At 66.6% G+C, this 24,206-nt stretch carries 14 protein-coding genes and 1 riboswitch; of the genes, 10 read left to right on the forward strand and 4 right to left on the reverse strand.

Features of this window, described 5'->3' with window-relative positions; genetic code table 11:
• Window positions 1-65: 65 nt before the first annotated feature.
• Both BMX85_RS26085 and BMX85_RS26090 read right to left on the reverse strand, forming a co-directional pair.
• A complete protein-coding gene (locus BMX85_RS26085; RefSeq protein WP_090325702.1) occupies window positions 66-1,250 on the reverse strand; it encodes an HPP family protein in 1,185 nt (394 codons plus the stop codon).
• Window positions 1,251-1,317: 67 nt separating this feature from the next.
• Entirely contained in the window at window positions 1,318-1,806 is a 489-nt protein-coding gene (locus BMX85_RS26090) for an Lrp/AsnC family transcriptional regulator (protein WP_090325705.1), read from the reverse strand.
• Window positions 1,807-2,018: 212 nt separating this feature from the next.
• On the opposite strand from BMX85_RS26090, the gene BMX85_RS26095 reads away from it, so the two are divergent.
• Together BMX85_RS26095 and BMX85_RS26100 are read left to right on the forward strand one after the other, a co-directional pair.
• Entirely contained in the window at window positions 2,019-4,112 is a 2,094-nt protein-coding gene (locus BMX85_RS26095) for an aminotransferase class V-fold PLP-dependent enzyme (RefSeq protein ID WP_090325706.1), read from the forward strand.
• A gap of 236 nt (window positions 4,113-4,348) precedes the next feature.
• Window positions 4,349-13,180: a GH36-type glycosyl hydrolase domain-containing protein gene (locus BMX85_RS26100; RefSeq protein WP_090325708.1), complete on the forward strand. Its 8,832-nt coding sequence runs from the start codon at window positions 4,349-4,351 to the stop codon at window positions 13,178-13,180.
• 240 nt (window positions 13,181-13,420) lie between these two features.
• Here the strand turns inward: BMX85_RS26100 and BMX85_RS26105 are convergent, their stop codons facing one another.
• Complete coding sequence (locus tag BMX85_RS26105; protein WP_090325710.1) at window positions 13,421-13,996, reverse strand: TMEM165/GDT1 family protein; 576 nt, start codon at window positions 13,994-13,996, stop codon at window positions 13,421-13,423.
• A gap of 13 nt (window positions 13,997-14,009) precedes the next feature.
• Window positions 14,010-14,193, reverse strand: a riboswitch (yybP-ykoY riboswitch).
• 119 nt (window positions 14,194-14,312) lie between these two features.
• Here BMX85_RS26105 and BMX85_RS26110 point away from each other — a divergent pair.
• The 3 genes from BMX85_RS26110 (at window position 14,313) to panD (ending at window position 18,247) form a co-directional block, all read left to right on the forward strand.
• Entirely contained in the window at window positions 14,313-16,160 is a 1,848-nt protein-coding gene (locus BMX85_RS26110) for a M1 family metallopeptidase (RefSeq protein WP_090326114.1), read from the forward strand.
• Window positions 16,160-17,764 (forward strand): serine hydrolase, encoded by a 1,605-nt coding sequence (locus BMX85_RS26115; RefSeq protein ID WP_090325712.1) that lies wholly within the window; start codon window positions 16,160-16,162, stop codon window positions 17,762-17,764. The genes BMX85_RS26110 and BMX85_RS26115 overlap by 1 nt, the downstream gene beginning before the upstream one ends.
• 123 nt (window positions 17,765-17,887) lie before the next feature.
• Window positions 17,888-18,247, forward strand: a complete 360-nt coding sequence (gene panD, locus BMX85_RS26120) for an aspartate 1-decarboxylase (RefSeq protein ID WP_090326118.1) — start codon at window positions 17,888-17,890, stop codon at window positions 18,245-18,247.
• A gap of 75 nt (window positions 18,248-18,322) precedes the next feature.
• Here the strand turns inward: panD and BMX85_RS26125 are convergent, their stop codons facing one another.
• The gene (locus BMX85_RS26125; protein ID WP_229210674.1) at window positions 18,323-18,889 is read right to left on the reverse strand and encodes a Crp/Fnr family transcriptional regulator; all 567 of its coding nucleotides are present in this window, start codon (window positions 18,887-18,889) and stop codon (window positions 18,323-18,325) included.
• A 598-nt stretch (window positions 18,890-19,487) separates the two neighbouring features.
• Between BMX85_RS26125 and BMX85_RS31165 the strand changes: the two genes are divergently transcribed.
• Genes BMX85_RS31165 through BMX85_RS26150 form a run of 5 tightly spaced genes read left to right on the forward strand, consistent with a single transcriptional unit; the run spans window position 19,488 to window position 24,205 of the window.
• Window positions 19,488-20,636, forward strand: a complete 1,149-nt coding sequence (locus tag BMX85_RS31165) for a methyl-accepting chemotaxis protein (RefSeq protein ID WP_090325725.1) — start codon at window positions 19,488-19,490, stop codon at window positions 20,634-20,636.
• A 29-nt stretch (window positions 20,637-20,665) separates the two neighbouring features.
• Window positions 20,666-21,034: a response regulator gene (locus tag BMX85_RS26135; protein WP_090325726.1), complete on the forward strand. Its 369-nt coding sequence runs from the start codon at window positions 20,666-20,668 to the stop codon at window positions 21,032-21,034.
• Window positions 21,031-21,348, forward strand: a complete 318-nt coding sequence (locus BMX85_RS26140) for an STAS domain-containing protein (RefSeq protein WP_229210675.1) — start codon at window positions 21,031-21,033, stop codon at window positions 21,346-21,348. Before BMX85_RS26135 ends, BMX85_RS26140 begins: the two co-directional genes overlap by 4 nt.
• A gap of 19 nt (window positions 21,349-21,367) precedes the next feature.
• Window positions 21,368-23,578, forward strand: coding sequence for a chemotaxis protein CheA (locus BMX85_RS26145; RefSeq protein WP_090325728.1), 2,211 nt, complete (start codon window positions 21,368-21,370; stop codon window positions 23,576-23,578).
• Between the two features lie 21 nt (window positions 23,579-23,599).
• Window positions 23,600-24,205, forward strand: coding sequence for a chemotaxis protein CheW (locus tag BMX85_RS26150; protein ID WP_090325730.1), 606 nt, complete (start codon window positions 23,600-23,602; stop codon window positions 24,203-24,205).
• Window position 24,206: the final 1 nt, after the last annotated feature.

Here is a 24,206-nt window from a genome sequence, read left to right on the forward strand (position 1 = left end):
CTCTGGCGGCGACTAGCATAAAGCATAGCGTCGACCGCCCAAGAAACAAATTGTATCAAGCCCCGTCAGGCGGCCGCTTCGGCGAAACGGCTTTCGTACAGCGCCGCCACCAGGTCCGATTGCGTGATGATGCCGGCGAAGCGCTGCTCGTCGTCGACCACGGGAATGTGATGGAAGCCGGAGTCCGCCATCAGCGGCACCAGGTCGACGATGGGCGTGTCGAGCCGCGCCGTGGTCGGGTGGTGGCTCATGATCTGGCCGACCACCTCGGCTTTTTCGGTGTGCGTGACGCCGCTCTTGCGCAGGAAGCGCCGCAGCTGGCTGCGGATATCGCCGTAATTATCCAGCCCGCCATGGTCGAGGAAGTCGGTTTGCGTGACGATGCCGATCACCCGGCGCGCGCGGTTGAGCACCGGCAAGGCCGCCACGTGATGGCGCCGCATCAGCTGCCACGCCTGTTCCAGATCGGTGCCGAATTCGGCGCTGACGATGTCGCGCGACATGATGTCGGCGCAGTTGATGATGCCGAAGCGGCGCTGGTAGGCGCGCTGCTCGGTCTGCATGAACAGCGATTCCAGATCGTCGCGGCTGATGTCGAGCACCTGGTCGTGTTGCTTGAGCACGGCATCCAGGTCCTCGGGCTTGAAGCCCAGCCGCACGGTCGGCACCGCGTCCCCGGTGCCGTGCGGATTCGGATGGACGGCCTGCTGCGTGTGCGGATAGCGGCGTCCGGTCAGGTTGTTGTAGAGGATCGCCACGCCGGTCAGCAGCGCGGTATTGACCAGCACCGTCAGCAGCGCGAATTCGAACCCGGCCGCGTGCACGGCGGGGCCGCCGATGACGGTGGTCAGCGCCACCGCGCCGCCGGGCGGATGCAGGCAGCGCAGCGCGAACATGGCGGCGATCGCCGCGCCGACGGCCACGCCGCACAGCACCGGCATCGGCAGCGATATGGCCGACCCCGGCCCCAGCCAGCGCACGCAGGCCGCGCCCACCAGTCCGCTAACGACATTGCCGCCGATGGCGGACCAGGGCTGGGCCAGCGGGCTGGCCGGCAGCGCGAACAACAGCACGGCCGAGGCGCCCACCGGCGCGACCATGAAGATGGCGGCGCTGCTGGGCTCGAGCAGGAAATGGCTGAGGACGGCGGTGATGAGCAGGCCGCACAGGGCGCCGACGGCGGCGCGCAACTGTTCGGCGCCGCTGGCGGTGGTCGGGCTGGGGAGCCAGCGGTCGAGGAAAGCGCGCATGGGCTTAATGAGTATTTGAAATAACTATTATCCCATGCCGGGCCGGCCCATGCACTTTCCCTGCACCTTATTGGTGCGTGTCGCGGTGGGCCACCAGCTCCAGCGGCAGCGCGGTCGTGTATTTGATCTGCTCCATCGAGAACGCCGACGACACGCCGGTGAGCTGGCCGACCTTGATCAGACGCTTGTAGAACGCATCGTAGCCGTCGATGTCGGTGGTGACGACCTTGAGCAGGTAATCGACGTCGCCGCTCATGCGGTGGAATTCCTGCACTTCCGGCAAGGCCATGACGGCGGCGGCGAAGCGGTCGAGCCACTTGGCGTCGTGCTGGCCGGTGCGCACGCTGACATACACGGTCACCGGCAGGCCGACCTTGCGCCGGTTGACGATGGCGACGCGGCTTTCGATATAGCCGTCCTCTTCCAGCCGCTTGACCCGTTTCCAGCAAGGCGTGCTGGACAGGCCGACCTTTTCGCTGAGCGCCGCGATCGAGAGCGTGCCGTCAACCTGGAGCGCGGCCAGGATGGCACGGTCGAATTTGTCGAGTGAATTCATGTCGAATCTGGTGAAAAATGAGGATGAACGTTCCGTACCTTATCAATTTAGGGCATGGAGCCGCGTTGCAAAAGATGATTTCTACCGAATTGATCGGTAAACCAGCATGCCCATGCTGCCAAGGGTGTCAATCGCAGACTATTTTGGCATATTTTCTCCAGGTCGGCTGGGTAAACTGTCCAGCTGACTTGTCCATTTCCTCAGCCAACCCCATGACCACTGAAATCTACCTCGACGGCAACGCCACCACCGCTGTCCTGCCCGCCGCCATCGGCGCCGCCATCGACGCCATGGGCCAGCGCTTCGGCAATCCCAGCAGCACCCATGCCACCGGGCTCCAGGCCAAGGCGGTGCTGGACCAGGCGCGCGCCTGCGCGGTGCGCCTGCTCGGCGTCGGCGACGGCCGCATGATGTTCAACAGCGGCGCGACCGAAGGCATCCAGACCTCGGTGCTGTCGGCGCTGGTCGCCGTGCGCGAGCGCCAGGCGCGCGGTGAGGCCATCGGCAGCCTGCTGGTCTACGGCGCCACCGAGCACAAGGCCGTGCCGGAAAGCCTGGCGCACTGGAACCGTCTGCTGGGCTTGAATCTGACCCTGCACAAATTGCCGGTCGACGCGGACGGCGCCCACGACCTGGCGCTGCTGCGGCAAGTGGCCGGCTCGGCCGCGTTGATCTGCACCATGGCCGCCAACAACGAAACCGGCGTCGTCAGCGATCTGGACGGCATCGAAGCGGTCATCCGGGAAACCGGCACGGCCGCCTATTGGATGGTCGATTGCGTGCAGGCGCTGGGCAAGCTGGCGTTGGACCTGGCCGCCACCCGCATCGATTACGCGCCGTTTTCCGGCCACAAACTGTACGCGCCCAAAGGCGTGGGCATGCTGTACGTGCGCGCCGGCGCGCCGTTCACGCCGCTGATCATGGGCGGCGGCCAGGAATCGGGCCAGCGTTCCGGCACCGAGAACATGGCCGGCATCGCCGCGCTCGGCGTGGTGCTGGCCGCGCTCGAACGCGGCGACACCTTCCGCGGCCATGACGAGCTGTGGCGTTTCCGCGCGCGCCTGGCCGATAGCCTGCGCGCCGCCTTGCCCGGCGTGGTGTTCAACAATCCGTTCGACAAGGCGCTGCCGACCACGCTGAACTTCTCCGTGCCGGGCCTGTCGAGCCGCGAGTTGATGGACGTGTTCGACGCCGCGCAGGTGCGCGTCAGCGCCGGCAGCGCCTGCTCGTCGGCCAAGGCCGCGCCCAGCTACGTGCTCGACGCGATGGGCGTGCCGCTGTGGCGCAGCGCCGGCGCCATCCGCATGTCCTTCGGTCCGCTGGCCGACGCGGAGCTGATCGCCGCCGCCTGTGCCCGCATCGAGCGCTGCGGCGCGGCGCTGCGCGCCAGTTGCCTGATCGCTTCCGACTCCGCCGCCGTGGCGCATGACGGCTTGCTGCAACTGGGCGTCGAAGGCGCGTGCTGCTGGCTGGTGCAGGACGCGGCCAGCGGCGCTTGCGTGGTGATCGATCCGTTGCCGGAACTGACGTCGCGGATCGCTTCGTATGTGCGCTGCCAGGACTATCGGGTGCTGGCGGTGGTCGGCACCTTGCCGGACGCCGCGCGCCAGTCGCTGGTGGAGGCGTTGGGCGCGCACTATGTCGCCGGTTGCGTGGACGAATTCGGTTGGCCGGCCGCCGCGCCGCTGGCGTTCGACGTGGCGCTGGAGAACGGCGCGGCCGCGCGCGCGATCGGGCTCGGCGCGCAAGTGCTGGCCAGCGTGGCCGCCGGCGCCGCGCGCGCGTATCTGCTGGGAACCGCCGACGGTGGCCGCTTGCCGGCGGCGTCGGTTCGCTTCGCGTTCAGCGCCGGTGCGCGGGAGCCGGTGCTGGCGGCGGTTGGCGGACCGCGCACATTGCTGTGTCCGACCCGCGACGACCAGAATCAGTTCTGCGCCAGCATGCCGAGTCACTCGCCGGCAACGTCGACTGCCGAGCCGCAACTAACCATGCATTCGGACATGCAACTCGACAGCGCCGACCTCGACGCTTTTCTGAGCGCGCATCCGGACGCCGTGTTGATCGATGTGCGCGAGGCCTACGAATTCGCCGCCACCGCCGTGCCCGGTCCGGCAGGCCGCGTCGCGCACAGCGTGCCGTTGAGCCGCCTGGCCGGGCAGGCCAGCGTCTGGTTGCGAGAGCAACAGCGCCCGCTGGTGTTTTTCTGTCGCAGCGGCAATCGCAGCATGAAAGCGACGCAATGCCTGCGTCGGCTGGGCCACAAGCAAGCGTACAGCCTCAGCGGCGGTCTGGCGCTCGCGGCGTAGCGGGATACCCAAATATGCAAGCGACAAAAAGGGCCGGGATGGCCCTTTTTTATTTGCCCCATATTTAACACTCACCTGCTGTATGTTCGGCAGCGTACAGTTCACTTCCGTGCGCCCCAGTACGATGCAGTAGCACATAATTTCCCATTCGCAGATTCGTCGCGCCTGTACCCGGAGCGCGGCCGCGTCTCGCATGCAACATAGCGAGGTATAAGTTGAAAAAGTCCAATCCCCTAATGCCCGACCTGACGCTCGGATTCCGCGAATCAACGACGGCCTCCCTGGTCTCCGACGAAGACGATGAAGACCTGCCCTTACGCGCCGAACTCTTCAGCGCCGCGCAAATGGGCGCGCACGGCAGGACGCTGGCCGCCCACCACGAACTGAGCACGCGCGGCGGTCCCGACCAGCTGCTGTCGCGCCTGTCAGAGAATGCCGACTTCATCAACACAACCTGCGACGAACTGACCGAGGCCGTCAAGGCCGGCAGGCAGATCACGCCCGCCTCCGAATGGCTGCTCGATAATTTCTATCTGATCGAAGAGCAGATCCGCATCGCCCGCCGCCACCTGCCGAAGGACTACAGCAAGGAGTTGCCGCGCCTGAGCCGAGGCGCGCCGGAAGGCTGCCCGCGCGTCTACAAGCTGGCGCTGGAGATCATCTCGCACGGCGACGGCCGCGTCGACTTCGAGTCGCTGTGCCGCTTCGTCGCCGCCTACCAGGAAATCGCGCCGCTCAAACTGGGCGAATTGTGGGCGATCCCGATCATGCTGCGCCTGGCGCTGATCGAGAACCTGCGCCGCGTCGCCGTGCGCGTGGCCGACAACCGCGCCGACCGCGATCTGGCCAACAGCTGGGCCGACCAGATGACCGAGGTGGTGGAAAAAAATCCGAGCGGCCTGATTTTGATGGTGGCCGACATGGCCCGCTCCAATCCGCCGATCACCAGCGCCTTCGTCGCCGAACTGGCGCGCCGCCTGCAGGGCCAAAGCTCGGCGCTGACGTTGGCGCTGTCGTGGATCACGCACCGCCTGGCCGAATCGGGCCACACCATCGAACAACAGATCCAGGCCGAGATCCAGCAGCAGGCGGCCGAACAGGTGTCGATCGCCAACAGCATCGGCAGCCTGCGCTTCCTCGGCACCATGGACTGGCAGGAATTCGTCGAGACCATGAGCGTGGTCGAGCAGACGTTGCGCCAGGACCCGGCCGGCGTCTACGGCCGCATGGAATTCGCCACCCGCGACAATTACCGCCACTCGGTCGAGAAGATCTCCAAGCATTCGCGCCTGTCGGAAGTCGAAGTCGCGCAGCATGCCTTGCAACTGGCCGTGGCGCACGCCAACAGCGGCGATGAGCGCCACAGCCACGTCGGGTTCTATCTGATCGGCGGCGGACTGCCGGCGCTGGAGAAGCAGACCGGCATGCGCCGTCCGTGGCGCGAAGTGTTCCGCCACACGTCGGGCGCCTCGCCGCTGACGTCCTACCTCGGCGCGATCGCCGCCATCACCTTCGTCGCCACCGCGCTGCTGCTCGAACGCGCCGCCTTCCATGGCGTGAGCGGCATCGTGCTGGTGGCGCTGGGCGTGCTGGCGCTGCTGGGCAGCAGCCAACTGGCGCTGAGCCTCGTCAACTGGGTGACCACGCAGATCACCCGTCCCAATCCGCTGCCGCGCATGGACCTCGAAGACGGCATTCCCGCCGAGGGCAGGGCGCTGGTGGTGGTGCCGACGCTGGCCTACAGCAAGGACAACATCGAGGAGCTGTGCGAACAGCTGGAAGTGCGCTTCCTGGCCAACCGCGATCCCAACCTGGTGTTTTGCCTGCTGACCGATTTCGCCGACGCCTCCGCCGAGACGCTGCCGGGCGACGCCGCGCTGCTCGACCAGATGCAGCACCGGATCGAACAACTCAATCGCAAGTACGCCGTCCATCCGAGCGGCGACCCGGCCATGCCGTTCCTGCTGCTGCACCGTCCGCGCCTGTGGAATCCGCAGGAAGGCGCCTGGATGGGGTATGAGCGCAAGCGCGGCAAGCTGCAGGACCTGAACCGCTTCCTGCGCGGCGGCGCGCGCGACAAGTTCTCGGTGGTCGTCGGCGACGTCGGCCAGCTCGAAAGCATCAAGTACGTCATCACGCTCGACACCGACACCCAGCTGCCGCGCGACGCGGCGGCCCAGTTCATCGCCACCATGATGCACCCGCTGAACCGCCCGCGGGTGGACGCGGCGCGCGGCTGCGTGGTCGAAGGCTACGGCATCCTGCAACCGCGCGTGGCCGTCAGCCTGCCCAGCGAAAACGCCTCGCATTACGAAAAACTGTGCGGCGGCGAGCCGGGTATCGACCCGTACACCCGCACCGTCTCCGACGTCTACCAGGACGTGTTCCTCGAAGGTTCCTTCATCGGCAAGGGGATCTACGATGTCGACGTCTTCGAGCAGGTGCTGGGACACCGCCTGCCCGACAACCAGGTGCTCAGCCACGATCTGCTGGAGGGCTGCTATCTGCGCGCCGGCTTGCTGAGCGACGCCCAGTTGTATGAAGAATATCCGAGCCGCTACAGCGACGACGTCAGCCGCCGCCAGCGCTGGATACGCGGCGACTGGCAGCTGATCTCATGGCTGTTCGGCCGCGTGCCGGGCCCCGGCCGCAAGCGCGAGAAAAATCCGCTGTCGCTGCTGTCGCGCTGGAAGCTGTTCGACAACCTGCGCCGCAGCCTGACCGCGCCGGCGCTGGTGCTGTCGCTGGTCGTCGCCTGGCGCTGGCTGCCCGACCCGTGGTTGTGGACCGGCGCCGTGCTGACCGTGATCTTCCTGCCGCCGTTCGTCAGCGCGCTGCACGACCTGCTGCACCGTCCCAAGGACACCTTGTGGAGCCAGCATCTGAGCGCCACCATGCGCCGCACCGGCCTGCATTTCTCGCACGCGGTGCTGATGCTGGTGTTCCTGCCGTACGAGGCTTACTTCAGCCTTGATGCGATCGCGCGCAGCGTCTATCGCATGACGGTGTCGCATAAACACATGCTCGAGTGGCGCGCCTCGGCGCTGTCGCGCAGCGGCGCCAACGCCAGCACCTGGGTCAGAATGTGGCCGGCGCCCGTGCTGGCGCTGTTCATCGGCGGCATGCTGCTCGGCTGGCGTCCCGCCAGCCTGGCGCCGGCCGCGCTGTTCCTGCTGGCGTGGCTGGTGGCGCCCGCCGTGGCGGACTGGATCAGCCGCCCGATCAAGCGCAAGGACGCGCAACTGTCGCCTGAGCAGAACGTATTCCTGCACAAGCTGGCGCGCCGCACCTGGGCCTATTTCGACCGCTTCGTCGGCCCGGACGACAACTGGCTGCCACCCGATAACATGCAGGAGCATCCGGTGCAGGTCATCGCGCACCGCACCTCGCCGACCAACATCGGCATGGCGCTGCTGGCCAACCTGAGCGCCTGCGACTTTGGCTACATCACCGTGTCGCAGCTGATCGCGCGCACCGGCGCCACCCTCGATGCGATGGATAAGCTGGAGCGCCACCAGGGCCACTTCTATAACTGGTACGACACGCAAACCCTCAAGCCGCTGCATCCGATCTATATCTCCACTGTCGATAGCGGCAACCTGGCCGGCCACCTGTTGACATTGCAGCCCGGCCTGACGGGGATGTTCGACCAGCCTATCCTCGGCCCGCAAATCATCGACGGCATGCTGGCCACCGCGCGCGTGCTGGAGGAGACGCTCAACGACGCCGCCGCCGCCGGCGCGTCCGCCACCGGCGGTGCCGCCGCGACCGCGACCAGCACCGCCGCCGTAGCGGCTGTGGAGGGCGCCGCCGACCGCGTCCTGCCAGCCACCGTCGACCAGGGCGTCGAATCGATCGCCACGCCGCCGGATCTGGCACCGCTGCTGGCGCTGCTGGCCGCCAAGCCCGATCCCACCCATCTGCAGCAACTGAATGCATGGCTGGTGCTGGCCGCGCAGGCCGCCGAAGCGCTGCACGCGCAGATCGACCCGCAAAGCGACGCCGCGATGTGGAGCGGCTCGCTGGTCGAGCAAAGCCACGCCGCCCTCGACGAGCTGGCGGCGCTGACGCCGTGGGTCAACCTGTCGGCCGACACCGTGTTCGACACCAGCATGACGCGCGTGCCGACCCTGCGCGAACTGGCCAGCCTGTCCCACGCCAGCGACGCCATTCCGGTGACCGACCTGGCGCCGGCCGAGCGCGAACGCCAACAACAACTGGCGCAGCTGCTCGAACAGGGCAGCGCCGCCGCGCATGAACGCATGCGCGCGCTGGCCGAACTGGCCCAACGCAGTTGCGGCTTCGCGCAGATGGAATACGGTTTCCTGTACAACCCGACCACCAATCTGCTGGCGATCGGCTACAACGTCAGCGAGCGTCGCCTCGACGCCAGCTACTACGATCTGCTGGCGTCCGAGGTGCGCCTGGCCAGCTTCATCGCCATCGCCCAGGGCCAGCTGCCGCAGGACCATTGGTTCGCGCTGGGCCGCCAGTTGTGCATCGTCGCCGGCAAGCCGGTGCTGCTGTCCTGGAGCGGCTCGATGTTCGAGTACCTGATGCCGCTGCTGGTGATGCCGAACTACCCGAGCACCTTGCTCGACCAGACCTACAACGCCGTCATCGACGCGCAGATCGATTACGCCAAACGCCGCGGCGTGCCGTGGGGGATTTCCGAGTCCGGCTACAACACCGTCGACACCAGCCTCAATTACCAGTACCGCGCCTTCGGTGTTCCCGGCCTGGGCCTCAAGCGCGGCCTGGCCGACGACCTGGTGATCGCGCCGTACGCCACCATGATGGGACTGATGGTGCAGCCGGAAGCGGCCTGCCTGAACCTGCAGAAGATGGCGGGCCTGGGCTTCATGGGACGCTACGGCTTCTACGAGGCGATCGACTACACCGCTTCGCGCCTGCCGCGCGGCCAGAGCTGCGCCGTGGTGCGCTCGTTCATGGTCCACCACCAGGGTATGGGCCTGCTGTCGCTCAGCTATCTGCTGCACGACCGGCCGATGCAGCGCCGCTTCGAATCCGATCCGCTGCTGCAATCGACCTTGCTGGTGCTGCAGGAACGCAGCCCGCAGGCCGGCGCCTTCTACTCCAACACCACCGATCTGGCGGTGCTGCGCTCTGCCGCGCCCGACCAGCAGGCCGCGCCGATGCGCGTGCTCACCCAGCACAGCACGCCGGTGCCGGAAACCCAGCTGCTGTCGAACGGCCGCTATCACGTCATGGTCACCAACGCCGGCGGCAGCTATAGCCGCTGGCGCGACCTGGCGGTGACCCGCTGGCGCGAGGACAGCACCCGCGACAACTGGGGCAACTTCTGCTACGTGCGCGACCTGGACGACGGCCAGTTCTGGTCCACCACCTATCAACCGACCCTGGTCGATCCGCGCAAGTACGAAGTGATCTTCTCGGAAGGGCGCGCGGAGTTCCGCCGCTCCGACCGTGGCCTGGAGCTGTACACGGAAATCGTGGTCTCGCCGGAAGACGACATCGAACTGCGCCGCACCCGCATCACCAACAAGAGCGACAGCGTGCGCACCATCGAGGTGACCAGCTACGCCGAAGTGGTGATGGCGCCGGCCGCCGCCGATGCCGCCCACCCGGCGTTCAGCAAGCTGTTCGTGCAAACCGAGATCCTGCGCGGCCAGCAGGCGATCCTGTGCACCCGCCGTCCGCGCGGTGCCGACGAGGCCATGCCGTACATGCTCCACTCGATGACGGTGCATGACGCGCCGGTGGTCGAGGTGTCGTTCGAGACCGACCGTTCGCGCTTCCTCGGTCGCGGCAACACCGCCGCCGCGCCGCGCGCGCTGCTGGAAAGCGGCCCGCTGGAAGGCGCCGAAGGCTCGGTGCTCGATCCGGTGGTGGCGATCCGTTACACGATCACCCTCAAGCCGGACCAGACCGCGATCGTCGATATCGTGACCGGCATGACCGAGCAGCGCGACGCCGCGCTGCACCTGATCGACAAATACCAGGACCGCCACCTGGCCGACCGCACCTTCGAACTGGCGTGGACCCACAGCCAAGTGGTGCTGCGCCAGCTCAACGCCAGCGAGGCGGACGCGCAGCTGTACGGCCGCCTGGCCAATTCGGTCATCTATCCGAACGCCGCGATGCGCGCCGACGTCGGCACCCTGGTCAAGAACCATCGCGGCCAGTCCGGCCTGTGGGCGTACGCGATCTCCGGCGACCTGCCGATCGTCCTGCTGCAGATCCGCGACCCCGCCAACATCGATCTGGTGCGCCAGATGGTGCAGGCGCACGCCTACTGGCGCCTCAAAGGCCTGGTGGTCGACCTGGTCATCTGGTACGAGGACCAGTCGGGGTATCGCCAGCTGCTGCACGAGCAAATCATGGGATTGATCGCCTCCGGCATCGACGCCCAGGCGGTCGACCGTCCGGGCGGCATCTTCGTGCGCCTGGCCGACCAGATCTCCAACGAGGACCGCATCCTGCTGCAATCGGTGGCGCGCGCCATCCTCAGCGACAGCCGTGGTCCGCTGGCCGAGCAGATCAAGCGTCCCGGCCCGCAGTCGATGCGCATGCCGCCGTTGCTGGCGGACGGTCGCGGCGAGTATGGCGACGTCGTGCCGGTGGCCCGTCCCGCGCGTCCGCTGATGCTGGAGAACGGCATCGGCGGCTTCACCCCGGACGGCCGCGAATACGTGATCACCACCCGCGAAGGCCAGCGCACACCGGCGCCGTGGTCGAACGTGATGGCCAATCCGCAGTTCGGCACCGTGATCTCGGAAAGCGGCCAGGCCTACACCTGGCACGAGAACGCGCATGAATACCGCCTGACGCCATGGCACAACGACCCGGTCAGCGACGCCAGCGGCGAAGCGTTCTATTTGCGCGACGAGCAGACCGGCGAGTTCTGGTCGCCGGCCGCGCTGCCCGCGCGCGGCGCTGGCGACTACGTCACGCGCCACGGCTTCGGCTACAGCGTGTTCGAACACAGCGAGAACGGCATCGCCACCGAGATGACCACCTTTGTCTCGACCGACGCGCCGATCAAATACACGGTGATCAAGGTGCGCAACGATACGCTGGTGGCGCGCAAGCTGTCCGTCACCGGCTACGTCGAATGGGTGCTGGGCGACATGCGTTCCAAGTCCGGCATGCATATCCTCACCGAGGTCGATGCGGTCAGCGGCGCGATGTTCGCCCGCAATCCGTACAACACCGAGTTCACCGGCCGCGTCGCCTTCTTCAATTGCGACGCAAGCCTGCGCTCGATCACCGGCGACCGTGGCGAATTCCTGGGCCGTAACGGCTCCCTCGCCGCGCCGGCGGCGCTGCGCCGCTCGCGCCTGTCCGGCAAGGTTGGCGCGGGGCTCGACGCCTGCGCCGCCATCCAGGCGCCGTTCGACCTGTTGCCGGGCCAGGAGCGCGAGATCGTCTTCGTGCTCGGCGTGGCCGGCCGCCGCAACGCCGACGCCAGCGGCATGGTGCAAAAGCACCGCAGCGCCGGCGCCGCGCAGGAGGCGCTGGCCGCCGTTCACGCCCATTGGGAGAAGACCCTGGGCGCGGTGCGCATCGAAACGCCGGAACCGGAGCTCGACGTCATCGCCAACGGCTGGCTGATGTACCAGACCATCGCCTGCCGCATCTGGGCCCGCAGCGGTTACTACCAGTCCGGCGGCGCGTTCGGCTTCCGCGACCAGCTGCAGGACGCGATGGCGACCATTCACACGCAGCCGCACCTGTTGCGCGACCAGCTGCTGTTGTGCGCCGCCCACCAGTTCCTGGAAGGCGACGTGCAGCACTGGTGGCATCCGCCGTCGGACCGTGGCGTGCGCACGCACTGCTCGGATGATTATCTGTGGCTGCCGCTGGGCGCCTGGCGCTATGTCGCCAGCACCGGCGACATGAGCGTGCTGGAGGAAAGCCTGCCGTATCTGGAGGGCCGCGCCGTCAAGCCGGAGGAGGACTCCTACTACGACATGCCGAGCCGCTCGGGCCAGAGCGGCACGCTGTACGAGCATTGCGTGCAGGCGATCCGCCACGGCCTGCGCTTCGGCGAACACGGGCTGCCGCTGATCGGCAGCTGCGACTGGAACGACGGCATGGACAAGGTGGGCGAGCATGGCAAGGGCGAGAGCGTGTGGCTGGCCTTCTTCCTGTGCGAGGTGCTGCAACGCTTCGCCGACGTCGCCGACATGAAGGACGACACGGTGTTCGCCGCCGAATGCCGCGAGGAGGCCAGGAAGCTGGCGGCCAACGTCGAATTGAACGCCTGGGACGGCGAGTGGTATCGCCGCGCCTATTTCGACGACGGCACGCCGCTCGGCTCCCACACCAACGAAGAATGCCAGATCGATTCGATCTCGCAGAGCTGGGGCGTGCTGTCCGGCGCGGCCGATCCGGCGCGCGTGCGCGGCGCCATGGAGCAGGTCAACCAGCGCCTGGTGCGGCGCGACTCGGGGATCATCCAGCTGCTCGATCCGCCGTTCGACAAGGCCGGCCCGAACCCGGGCTACATCCGGGGCTATGTGCCGGGTGTGCGCGAGAACGGCGGCCAGTACACCCACGCCGCGATCTGGACCGCGATGGCGTTCGCCCGCCTGGGCGACACCGAGCGGGCCTGGGAGCTGGCGCGCATGATCAATCCGGTCATGCACGGCGGGACGGCGGAGGGCACGGCCAAGTACAAGGTCGAACCGTATGTTGTCACGGCCGACGTGTATGCCGTGGCGCCGCACGTGGGGCGCGGGGGCTGGAGCTGGTACACCGGCTCCTCGGGCTGGATGTACCGCCTGATCATCGAGTCCCTGCTTGGCCTGACGCGCAGCGCGCAGCAACTGACGCTGACGCCGCGCATGCCGGCCGGCTGGAACAGCTTCACGCTGACCTATCGTTACGAGAGTTCGTCGTACGTGATCCGCGTGCTGCATGACGACGGCACGGGCGCCGGCACCAATGCGGTGCCGGTGTTGACGGTCGACGGCGTGCCGCAGCAGGAGCAGGCGATCGCGCTGGTCGACACGGGCATGACCCACCAGGTCGAACTGCGCCTGCCGGCGCGGTCCGCAATCCTCGGAACGGAACCCGCGTGATCGTTGACTCGCTCTAGCGGGCGAAGGCCTGCCCGCCGAGTCAGCCAACCAGCGGGGTCAGTGCCGACATTCGGACACGGCCTCATGCTCAACAGCGGGGTCAGTGCCGACATTCAGACACGGCCTCATGCGAAATGGCGCCGCTAAGGCTGAGCTCGTGTCCGAATGTCGGCACTGACCCCGGGGGGGGAGACGATAAGGCTGAGCTCGTGTCCGAATGTCGGCACTGACCCCCGGGGGTTAGACGCCGATGCTGGCGCCGGCGCCGAGCAGCGTCGCCACGCCCAGCACCGCGAAGACGGCGGCGGCGATGCCGTGCACCAGCTTGAGCGAGACGCGCCCGGCGATCCGGTCGCCAAGGTAGACCGCCGGGACGTTGGCGATCATCATGCCGAGCGTGGTGCCGCAGACGACGGCGATGAGCGCGTCGTAGCGCGCCGCCAGCGCCACCGTGGCCACCTGCGTCTTGTCGCCCATCTCGGCGACGAAGAAGGCGATCAGCGTGGTCATGAACACGCCGTAGCCCGCCAGGCGCGCGTCCTCGTCATCGAGCTTGTCGGGCACCAGCGTCCATACGGCCATCGCCAGGAACGACGCGCCCAGCACCCAGCGCAAGATGTCGGGGCCCAGCAGCCCGGTGATCCAGGTGCCGATGGCCGCCGCGAACGCGTGGTTGGCGATGGTGGCGATGAAGATCGCGGCGATGATCGGCAGCGGACGACGGAACTTGGCGGCCAGGACGAAAGCGAGCAGCTGGGTTTTGTCGCCGATTTCCGCGAGAGCGACAATGCCGGTGGAGACGAGGAATGCTTCCATTGGGATGATGTGTGTAGTACGCGGGCCGGAAACGATTAACCAATGATCCAGGCGCGACTCCGGCCCATCATGGCCGCCCCTCGATCATGGTCTCGTCAAGTTTTTCAACCACCTGCACCACGGTCTGCGGACCGATTATGTTGATACAGGTTCCTGCGCCGGGAGGCGCAAGCCGACTACTCCCCAATTACGGCGCGTATTTTAACACAGCCGATCGTCACGACACTGCGCCGCTCCCGTTGGCGGCTTTACACATATCCGATACATGCCTGTGATATTCTGCATCGCGCTTCAGACCAACATTGAAAAGATCACCATGCCTATCAAGAAGACACTGTCCGCGTTGGTGCTTACCGCACTGACGTCGCTTGCCGCCCACGCCGATCCGCTGAGCTACGCGCGCTACGACCAGGTCCGCACCAGCGACCTGTATCTGGACCTGAAGGCCGATTTCGGCCGCAAGACGCTGGGCGGCTACGCCGAGCTGACATTGAACTGGATCGACAAGTCGGCCCGCACCCTGGTGCTGGACACGAATGAGCTGAGTATCGCCAAGGTGCAGGTGCTCAATCCGAACGGCCGCTGGACCTCGGCCTCCTTCATGCTCGACAAGCTCGATGTGCAGAAGGGCCGGGCGCTGCGCATCGCGCTGCCGTTCCAGCCGCAGAAGGTGCGCGTCTACTACCGCACCGCGCCGTCGGCCGCCGCGCTGCAATGGATGTCGCCGGCGCAGACCATGTCCGGCAAGCGTCCGTTCATGTTCAGCCAGTCGCAGGATATCAACGCCCGCTCGTGGGCGCCGGTGCAGGATACGCCCGCCGTGCGCTTCACCTACAGCGCCCGCATCGACGCGCCGGCCGGCCTGCGCGTGCTGATGAGCGCCGACAACGATCCCGCCGCCACCGGCGACGGCGGCTGGAAGTTCAAGATGGCGCAGCCGATTCCTTCCTACCTGCTGGCGATCGCCATCGGCGAGATCGAGGTGCGCAAGCTTGGTCCGCGCTCGGCGGTCTACGCCGAGCCGGCCCGCATCGAGGCCGCCGCCAGCGAACTGGCCGACACCGAGAAGATGATCGGCGCCGCCGAGAGCCTGTACGGCCCTTACCGGTGGGAGCGTTACGACATGATCGTGCTGCCGCCGTCGTTCCCGTACGGCGGCATGGAAAATCCGCGCCTGACCTTCCTCACGCCGACCATGATCGCGGGCGACCGCAGCCTGGTCGACCTGATCGCGCACGAACTGGCGCACTCCTGGTCCGGCAACCTGGTGACCAACGCCTCGTGGAAGCACATGTGGCTCAACGAGGGCTTCACCACCTACGTCACCACCCGCATCGTCGAAAAGATCTACGGCCCCGAGATCGCCGAGATGAACCTGCAGGTCGAACAGGAGGAGGCGCTGGTGTCGCTGTTGACGGTGCCGGTCTCCAAGCAGGCCCTGTCCACGCGCGGCCCGGACACCGATCCGTCGACCTACGCCGACGGCGGCCTGATTTATCCGAAGGGCGCCTGGTTTCTGCGCACCATCGAGCAGCGCGCCGGACGCGAAGTGTTCGATCCGTTCCTGCGCGGCTGGTTCGACCAGCACGCGTTCAAGTCCGCCACCACCGACGAATTCGTCGAGTACCTGAAAAAGAACCTGCTCGACGCGCACCCGGAGTACATGCCGCAGGCGGAGCTCGATGAGTGGCTGTACGCGCCCGGCATTCCGGCGAGCGCCGTGCGCGCGGCCTCGCCGCGCCTGGCGGCGCTCGACGCGCAGCGCGCCGCGTGGCTCAAGGGCGAATTGCCGACCGCCGAGTTGGGCGGCAAGGGCTGGATCGCGCTCGAGTGGATGCACTTCCTGAACGCCATCGAGGGCAAGGCCAGCGCCGCGCAGATGCAGGAGCTGGACCAGGCCTTCGGCCTGGCCAAGACCGGCAACAACGAGATCGCGTACCGTTTCTACCTGGGCTCCGTCAAGGCGGGCTACAACGTGCGCGATCCGCTCAACAAATTCCTCATGAGCGTGGGCCGGCAGAAGTTCGTCGTACCGCTGTATGGCGCGCTGCTGAAGAACCCGGGCGACAAGGACTGGGCGCGCGCGGTCTACGCCAAGGCGCGCGACCATTATCATCCCGTGACACAGGCCTCGGTCGACAAACAATTCAAACTGAATCGATGATGAAGTTCTCCCGCACCTTCGTATCGGCGGCGCTGACGGCGGCGCTTTGCACGGCCTCCTGCACGGCGCTCGCCGCGCCGGACGCCGCCACCGCCACCGCCACCACTGCGGCGGCGCCCGCGTTCGACCTCGACGCCGACGTCAATCGCGCCCTCAAGACCTTCGGCGTGCCGGGCATGGCCATCGCCATCGTCAAGGACGGCAAGGTGGTCGCGGCCAAGGGATACGGCGTGCGCAAGCTCGGCGAGCCCGCACCGGTCGACGCCAATACGCTGTTCGAGGTGGCGTCCAATTCGAAGGCCTTCACCGCCGCCGCGCTGGCGATGCTGGTCGACGAGGGCAGGATCGCGTGGGACGATCCGGTCACCAAGCACCTGCCGGGCTTCCAGATGTACGACGCCTACGTCACCGGCGCGATGACGGTGCGCGACCTGCTCACGCACCGCAGCGGCCTGGGTCTGGGCGCCGGCGATTTGCTGTGGTGGCCGACCACCAGCTTCAGCACCGACGAAATCATTTCGCGGCTGCGCTACATCAAGCCGGCCACCAGCTTCCGCAACAGCTACGCCTACGACAACCTGCTCTACATCGCGGCCGGAAAAATCATCGCCGAGAAGGACGGCAAGCCGTGGGGCGACGCCATCCGCGACCGCATCCTGACGCCGCTGGGCATGGACGGCACCACCACCAGCGTGGCCGCGATGCTGGCCAGCGCCGACCACGCGGCGCCGCACAGCAAGGTCGATGACAAGCCGGTGGTGGTCAGGCCGATCCCGGTGCCGAACGCGGTCGGCGCGGTGGGCATCAACACCAGCGCCGCGGATGTGGCGCGCTGGATGAATCTACTGCTCAACGACGGCAAGGCGCCGGACGGCAAGCAGCTGATCGGCGCCAAGCAGCTGGCCGAGATGTGGACCCAGCAAACGCCGATGCGCATCCGCGAACCGAAACCGGCGCTGGCGGCGACCAAGCCCAACTTCTCCGCCTACGGCCTGGGGTTCAGCCTGCGCGACTACAAGGGCCGCAAGATCGCCATGCACGGCGGCGCGCTGGTGGGATTCTATTCGACGGTGTTGATGGTGCCCGACGAAAAACTCGGCATCGCGATCCTGACCAACGCCGAAAACGGCCCGGCGATGGCGGCGCTGTACTGGCGCATCCTCGACCAGTACCTGAAGGTGCCGGCCACCGACTGGATCACGCTGTACGCGGAGCAGGAGGCGGCCTCCCACAAGGAGGAGCTGGAGCGCCTGCGCAAGGAGCACACGGCGCGCGCTGCCAGGTCGTCGCCGTCGCTGCCGCTGGCGTCCTACGACGGCGCGTATGAAGACCCGTGGTACGGCAAGGTCACCATCGCGGCCGAAGGCGGCAAGCGTGTGATGCGCTTCGCCCGCACGCCGGACCTGACCGGGGAGCTCGAGCACTTCCAGCACGATACCTTCATCGTGCGCTGGAAGGAGCGCAGCTTCAACGCCGACGCCTATGTGACGTTCGCGCTCAACCCCGACGGCAGCATCGAGCGCATGAAGATGGCGCCGATTTCGACCGAGACGGACTTCAGCTACGACTTCCGCGATCTGACCTTCACGCCGTCGCCTAAATAAATGGCAGCAGTAGCCGCATGAGTCCGGCTAGTGATATGATATCGCCCTCGCATTGCATCGAGTCCCGCAAAGGTACTTTGGCAAGCTTGAATGATTACTAATCGAGGGATGAAGAAGATGTCTATGCAACGAGTTATGCTGCGTGCCAAGCTGCACCGGGTTACGGTCACGCAGGCGGATCTGAACTACGAGGGTTCGTGCGGGATCGACATGGATCTGCTGGAGGCGGCCGATATTCTGCCGAACGAGCATATCGATCTGTATAACGTGAACAACGGCGAGCGTTTCGCGACCTACGCGATCCCGGGCCTGCGCGGCACCGGCGAGATCTCGCTGAACGGCGCGGCGGCCCGCAAGGCGCACCTGGGCGACCTGCTGATCATCTGCACCTACGCGCCGATGACCGAAGAGCAGATCGCCGACTACAAGCCGAAGATCGTGTTCGTCGACGCGCAGAACAAGATCACAGGCATGAAGAAGTAAGACCGCTACACCGGTCAGGAAAAAGCGTCCCGCGGGACGCTTTTTTTTCGCCCCGCGGTTCGCGTCGGCGTATGGCTAATTGCGTTGGTTGTCGGCCGCGTCCTGGCGCAGCAGCTGCGACATGTACTGCGGCGTGACGCCGAGGAACGACGCCACCACCTTTTGCGAGATGCGGTGCTCCAGGCCCGGATAGTCGCGCCGGAACGCCGCCAGCCGGCCCAGCGCCGGACACACGCTCAGGTAAAGCCGTTTGCCCTGGTCGATGATGCCATGCTCGGAGGCCTTCAGATAATAGTCGCGCAGCACGCCGTGGCGCTCGGCCAGACCGGTCAGCGCGACCCAGTCGATGCGGTAGCCATGGATCGCCGTTTCGGCGATGACGAAATTGTGCGACAGCTCGTTGCGGTTGGCGCGCAGCAGATCGTCGTGGGCGGCGGCGGCCTCGCCGTCGGTGCGGAAGTACAACGTGACCTCGTTGCCCGCGTCGCTGACGAAGCCGGTGCGCGCGACGCCGCTGTGCAGCCAGAACACGCTGTGCGCCAGCACGCCGATGCGTTGCAGGTACTCGCCCTTGCGCATGCTGACCGGTGCGGCGATCGGCGCCAGCAGGTGCGATACCTCGTCGTACATTTCCGGGGTCACGCGATAGCGCTGTGTGACGACGTCCCGGTACCTTGCCCTGTGCTCTAAGAATGCCTGATTCATGTTTCGATGGCGCGGCTGAAGCAACCGGCGATGGTGGAATGGATGCCGGTATGTGAATAGCCGACCACGCGAGGGTGCAGTGTAAACCTTTTCGCGCCGGAGGGTGCGGCGGTGCGCGAAAGCGCCGGAGCGGGGCCGGTCCGGGCCGGAGCGGCGGGACGGATCGAAGGAGCTGGCGAAGCCGCCCGCCATGTCGAAACCGGCCTTGCCGGTGGCGGTCACATACCGCACGCCCATGGGGGGGGCGAGGCTGCCATGGCAGCTATGCAACCTTGCCAATTTACCTCGAGCGCCGAAATTTTCGCGGAGCGACGGTCCGCTGCGGCCTCCACGAAAGTACCGTTTTGCTAGTCTCTATAAGGCTCCGTTCGTGGTTGCGCGGGTGCAACAGGATGTTGCAATCGACGTATCGGATTTAAAGTTTATGAGAACAAACGCGGTTCAAGTGCGATAGAGTTGGGCCTTCAGGCGCTCCCATCGGCGGCGTTTTTGAGACCTCATCGGGTGGTGGTTAGTGAAGACAAGATCATTTGTAATGGACAAAAGCGTGGCGGCGCCGTTCGCGCTCGCCGGCGCCGGCGCGGTGGGAACGATGGCCGCCGGCTGGGGTGCGTGGGGCTGGTATACCGTGCTGTGGGCCGCGCTGTTGTTGGGCGCCGCCGCGTGGTGCGCGTTCGCGCAGGGCGCCGTCGCCGCCGGCGGTGGTGGTGGATCGTCGATGGTCGACGAATACCTCGACGGGCGCGAACGCTTCGGCGACGCCGTGCTGCCGATCTGGTGCCGCCATATCGAAAACTCCCGCACGCAAATGGAGGAAGCCGTCGCCGACCTGGCCGGACGCTTTTCCAGCATCGTCGATAAGCTCGACAACGCGCTGCACGTCTCCAGCCTGGAGGGCGGCAAGGGCGCGCCGTCGATGACCGAGGTGTTCGCGCGCAGCGAGTCCCAGCTTGGCTCGGTGGTGACGTCGATGAAATCGGCGATGACGTCCAAGCACGCCATGCTGGCGCAGATCAAGGACCTGGAGCGCTTCACGCGCGAGCTGCGCGACATGGCCGAAGGGGTGGCCAGCATCGCCGCGCAAACCAACCTGCTGGCGCTCAACGCCGCGATCGAGGCGGCCCGCGCGGGACCGGCGGGACGCGGCTTCGCGGTGGTGGCGCAGGAGGTGCGCAACCTGTCGAGCCGCTCGGCCGAGACGGGCCGCAACATCTCCAACCGGGTCGGCTTGATCAGCAGCGCCATCCTCGCCGCCAGCCAGGCGGCCGAGCAGTCGAGCGAGCAGGAAGACCGCTCGATGCAATCGGCCGAGGGCATGATCGACACCGTGCTGGCCGACTTCCGCAGCATGACCGACGCGCTGGTGCAGTCGTCCGACCTGCTCAAGCAGGAGAGCATCGGCATCCAGGGCGAGGTGGGACAGGCGCTGGTGCAGCTGCAGTTCCAGGACCGCGTCAGCCAGGTGATGGCGCACGTGCGCGAGAACATGGAGCTGCTGCCGTCGCTGCTGCGCGAGAACCGCGTGCGCTACCAGGCGGACCATGTGCTCGAGCCGCTCGATCCGCAGCCGCTGCTGCACGAGCTGCAAAAAACCTATGCGATGGCCGAGGAGCACGCCGTGCATGGCGGCTCGAAGCACGCCGCGCCGGCGCCGGCCGACGCCGACGAGATCACTTTTTTCTGAAACCACAAGGTAGATAGGGTATATAAGCCATGGCAAAAACGATTATGGTGGTCGACGATTCCGCGTCTCTGCGCCAGGTGGTGGGCATCGCGCTCAAGGGCGCGGGCTACGATGTCATCGAAGGCCGCGACGGTGTCGACGCGCTGTCCAAATGCACCGGCCAGAAAATCCATCTGGTGGTGTGCGACGTGAACATGCCCAACATGGACGGCATCACCTTCGTCAAGGAGTTCAAGCAGCTGCCGAACTACCGCTTCACGCCGGTCATCATGCTCACCACCGAATCGCAGGAGGGCAAGAAGGAAGAGGGCAAGGCTGCCGGCGCCAAGGCGTGGGTGGTCAAGCCGTTCAAGCCGGAGGTGCTGCTCGGCGCCGTGGCCAAACTGGTGCTGCCGTGAGTGAGGACGGCGACACCGGCGCCGCCGGGGTGACCCGCATCGCCGTCGACGGCGAGCTGACGATCTACCGCGCCGCCGATCTGAAGGTGACGCTGCTGGAGGCGCTGCGCAAGTCGCCCGTGCTCGAAGTGGACCTGTCCGGCGTCACCGAGCTCGATACGGCCGGCCTGCAGGTGCTGATGCTGGCCAAGAACACGGCCGCCGCCGACCAGCGCGAACTGCGCCTGCTGAACCACAGCCCCGCCGTCGTCGAGATTGTCGAGATGCTCAACCTGGGCGCCTTCTTCGGCGACGCCCTGCTGATCCACAGCTAGAATCATCGGAGGGCCAGTCATGAACCTGGACGAAGCGCTACAGACCTTCATCACCGAAAGCCGCGAACTCCTGGAGGACATGGAGAACGCGCTGCTCAACATCGACATCGCCGGCGACCAGGGCGAGGCGATCAACGCCATCTTCCGCGCCGCCCACACCATCAAGGGCTCGGCGGGCCTGTTCAGCCTCGATCACATCGTCGCCTTCACCCACGTGGTGGAAAGCCTGCTCGACGAAGTGCGCGACGGGCGCGTGGTGATCAACGATGAAATGATCGTGCTGCTGCTGTCGTGCTGCGACTATTTGTCCGGCATGACCGAGGCGCTGGCCGCCGGCCGGCTGGAGGCCGATCCCGACACCGCGCCCGAGGGTGAAATGCTGCTGCACCAGCTGCGCCGGCACATGTCGGGCGGCCATGGCGGGGATGATCCTGCCCAGGGGGCATCCCATGCCCCGGCGTCGGCGCAGTCGCTGACGGTGCAGTCGGAGCCCGGCGTCGAACGCATCGACAAGGTGGCCGGCGACAGCGACTACTGGCACATCTCGCTGCGCTTCGGCCGTGGCGTTTTGCAGAACGGGATGGACCCGATCGCGTTCCTGCGCTACCTGGCCAAACTGGGCAAGATCGTCGGCATCGCCACCGTCCCCGACGCCATGCCGGCGGCCGAGGAGATGGACGCGGAGCTGTGCTACCTGGGCTTCGAGATCGCCTTCGACAGCAACGCCGACCGCGAGGCCATCGTCGGCGTGTTCGAGTTCGTGCAGGACGACTGCGAGATCCGCATCATCCCGCCGCACAGCAAGGTGTCGCAGTACGTCGATTTGATCCGCGCCCTGCCGGAACAGCCGGCGCGCCTGGGCGAGATCCTGGTCCTGTGCGGCAGCGTGACCGCGTCGGAACTGGCCGGCGCGCTGCAACAGCAGTCGAGCGGCGAGGCCAATGGCAAGGGTGACGGCGACGAGCCGCCGCCGCGCCTGGGCAGCATCCTGGTCGCCGCCGGCAATGTGCCGCCGGTGGTGGTGGAGGCGGCGCTGGCCAAACAGAAGCAGGTGGTCGAGCAGAAGGCGCAGGAGAGCCGCTCGATCCGTGTCGACTCCGACAAGCTCGATCGGCTGATCGACCTGGTGGGGGAGTTGATCATCGCCGGCGCCCGCGCCAGCATGATCGGCCAGCAGATCCACAACACCGACCTGCAGGAGTGCACGTCGACCCTTTCGGGCCTGGTGGAGGAGGTGCGCGACGCCGCGCTCGAACTGCGCATGGTCAAGATCGGCGCCACGTTCAACCGCTTCCAGCGCGTGGTGCACGACGTCGCGCGCGAGCTGGGCAAGGACATCGGCCTGATGGTCGACGGCGAGGACTCGGAGCTGGACAAGACGGTGGTGGAAAAAATCGGCGATCCGCTGATGCACCTGGTGCGCAACGCGATGGACCACGGCATCGAGCCGGCCGACGTGCGCGTCGCCGCCGGCAAGCCGGCCAAGGGCATGATCAAACTGAACGCCTTCCACGAATCGGGCAGCATCGTCATCGAGGTGAGCGACGACGGCGGCGGCCTGCGCAAGGAGAAGATCCTGGCCAAGGCGGTCGAGCGCGGGCTGGTCGATCCGGAGCGCAAACTGAGCGACAGCGAAATCTACAACCTGATCTTCGAGGCCGGGTTCTCGACGGCGGAGAAGGTCACCAACCTGTCCGGGCGCGGGGTCGGCATGGATGTCGTCAAGCGCAACATCACCGCGCTGCGCGGCAGCGTGGACGTCAGCAGCAGAGAGGGCGCCGGCACCACCGTCACCGTGCGCCTGCCGCTGACGTTGGCCATCATCGACGGCTTCCTGGTGCAGGTCGGCGGCTCGGTGTTCGTCATCCCGCTCGACATGATCGAGGAGTGCATCGAGTTCGCCACCGAGCCGGGACAGGACTACTGCAACCTGCGCGGCCAGGTGCTGCCGTTCATCCGTCTGCGCTCGCTGTTCCGCATCGACGGCGCGGCCACGCGGCGCGAGAGCATCGTGGTGCTCAAGCTGGGCACCACCCGCGCCGGGCTGGTGGTCGACACCTTGCTGGGCGAGTTCCAGACCGTCATCAAGCCGCTCAGCCCCATGTTCAGCGAAGTCAAATGCATCAGCGGCTCGACCATCCTTGGCAGCGGCGAGGTGGCGCTGATCCTGGACGTGGCCTCGCTGATGCAGGCCGTCGGCGGCAAAGGCACCGTGGCCCTGGCGGCCTAGTGAAACGAGGAGACTACGCATATGGTTAACCAGCCGGCCAACGCCGCCGCCAGTCCGCTTTCGGCGAACAACGTCGTCACCTACGGCAGCAGCGCGATCGTCGCGCTGCAAAGCGGGGCGGCGCTGCCGAGCCAGTTCCTGACTTTCATGCTGGGCGAGGAGCAGTTCGCCGTCGGCATCCTGCACATCAAGGAGATCATCGAATACGGCAGCCTGGCGACGGTGCCGATGATGCCAACCTGCGTGCGCGGCGTGATCAACCTGCGCGGCGCGGTGGTGCCGGTGATGGATTTGTCGGCGCGCTTCGGCCGCAACCCCAGCGCCATCACCAAGCGCAGTTGCATCGTCATCGTCGAAGTCGCGGGCGCCGGCGGCGACGGCAAGCAGGTGCTGGGCATGCTGGTCGACGCCGTCAACGCGGTGGTGGAAATCGCCGCCGGCGACATCGAGCCGGCACCGTCGTTCGGCACCCGCATTCGTCCCGACTTCATCGCGGGGATCGGCAAGTTCAATGGCAAGTTCGTCATCCTGCTGGCGATCGACCGCGTGCTGTCGACCGAGGAGGTGGTGGAGATGGCCCGTTCCGGCGCCGGCGACGCCGCCGCCGCCCACCCGCTGCTTTCCTGAT

It is taken from the genome of Duganella sp. CF517 (assembly GCF_900110275.1).
Taxonomy (GTDB): Bacteria; Pseudomonadota; Gammaproteobacteria; order Burkholderiales; family Burkholderiaceae_D; genus Rugamonas.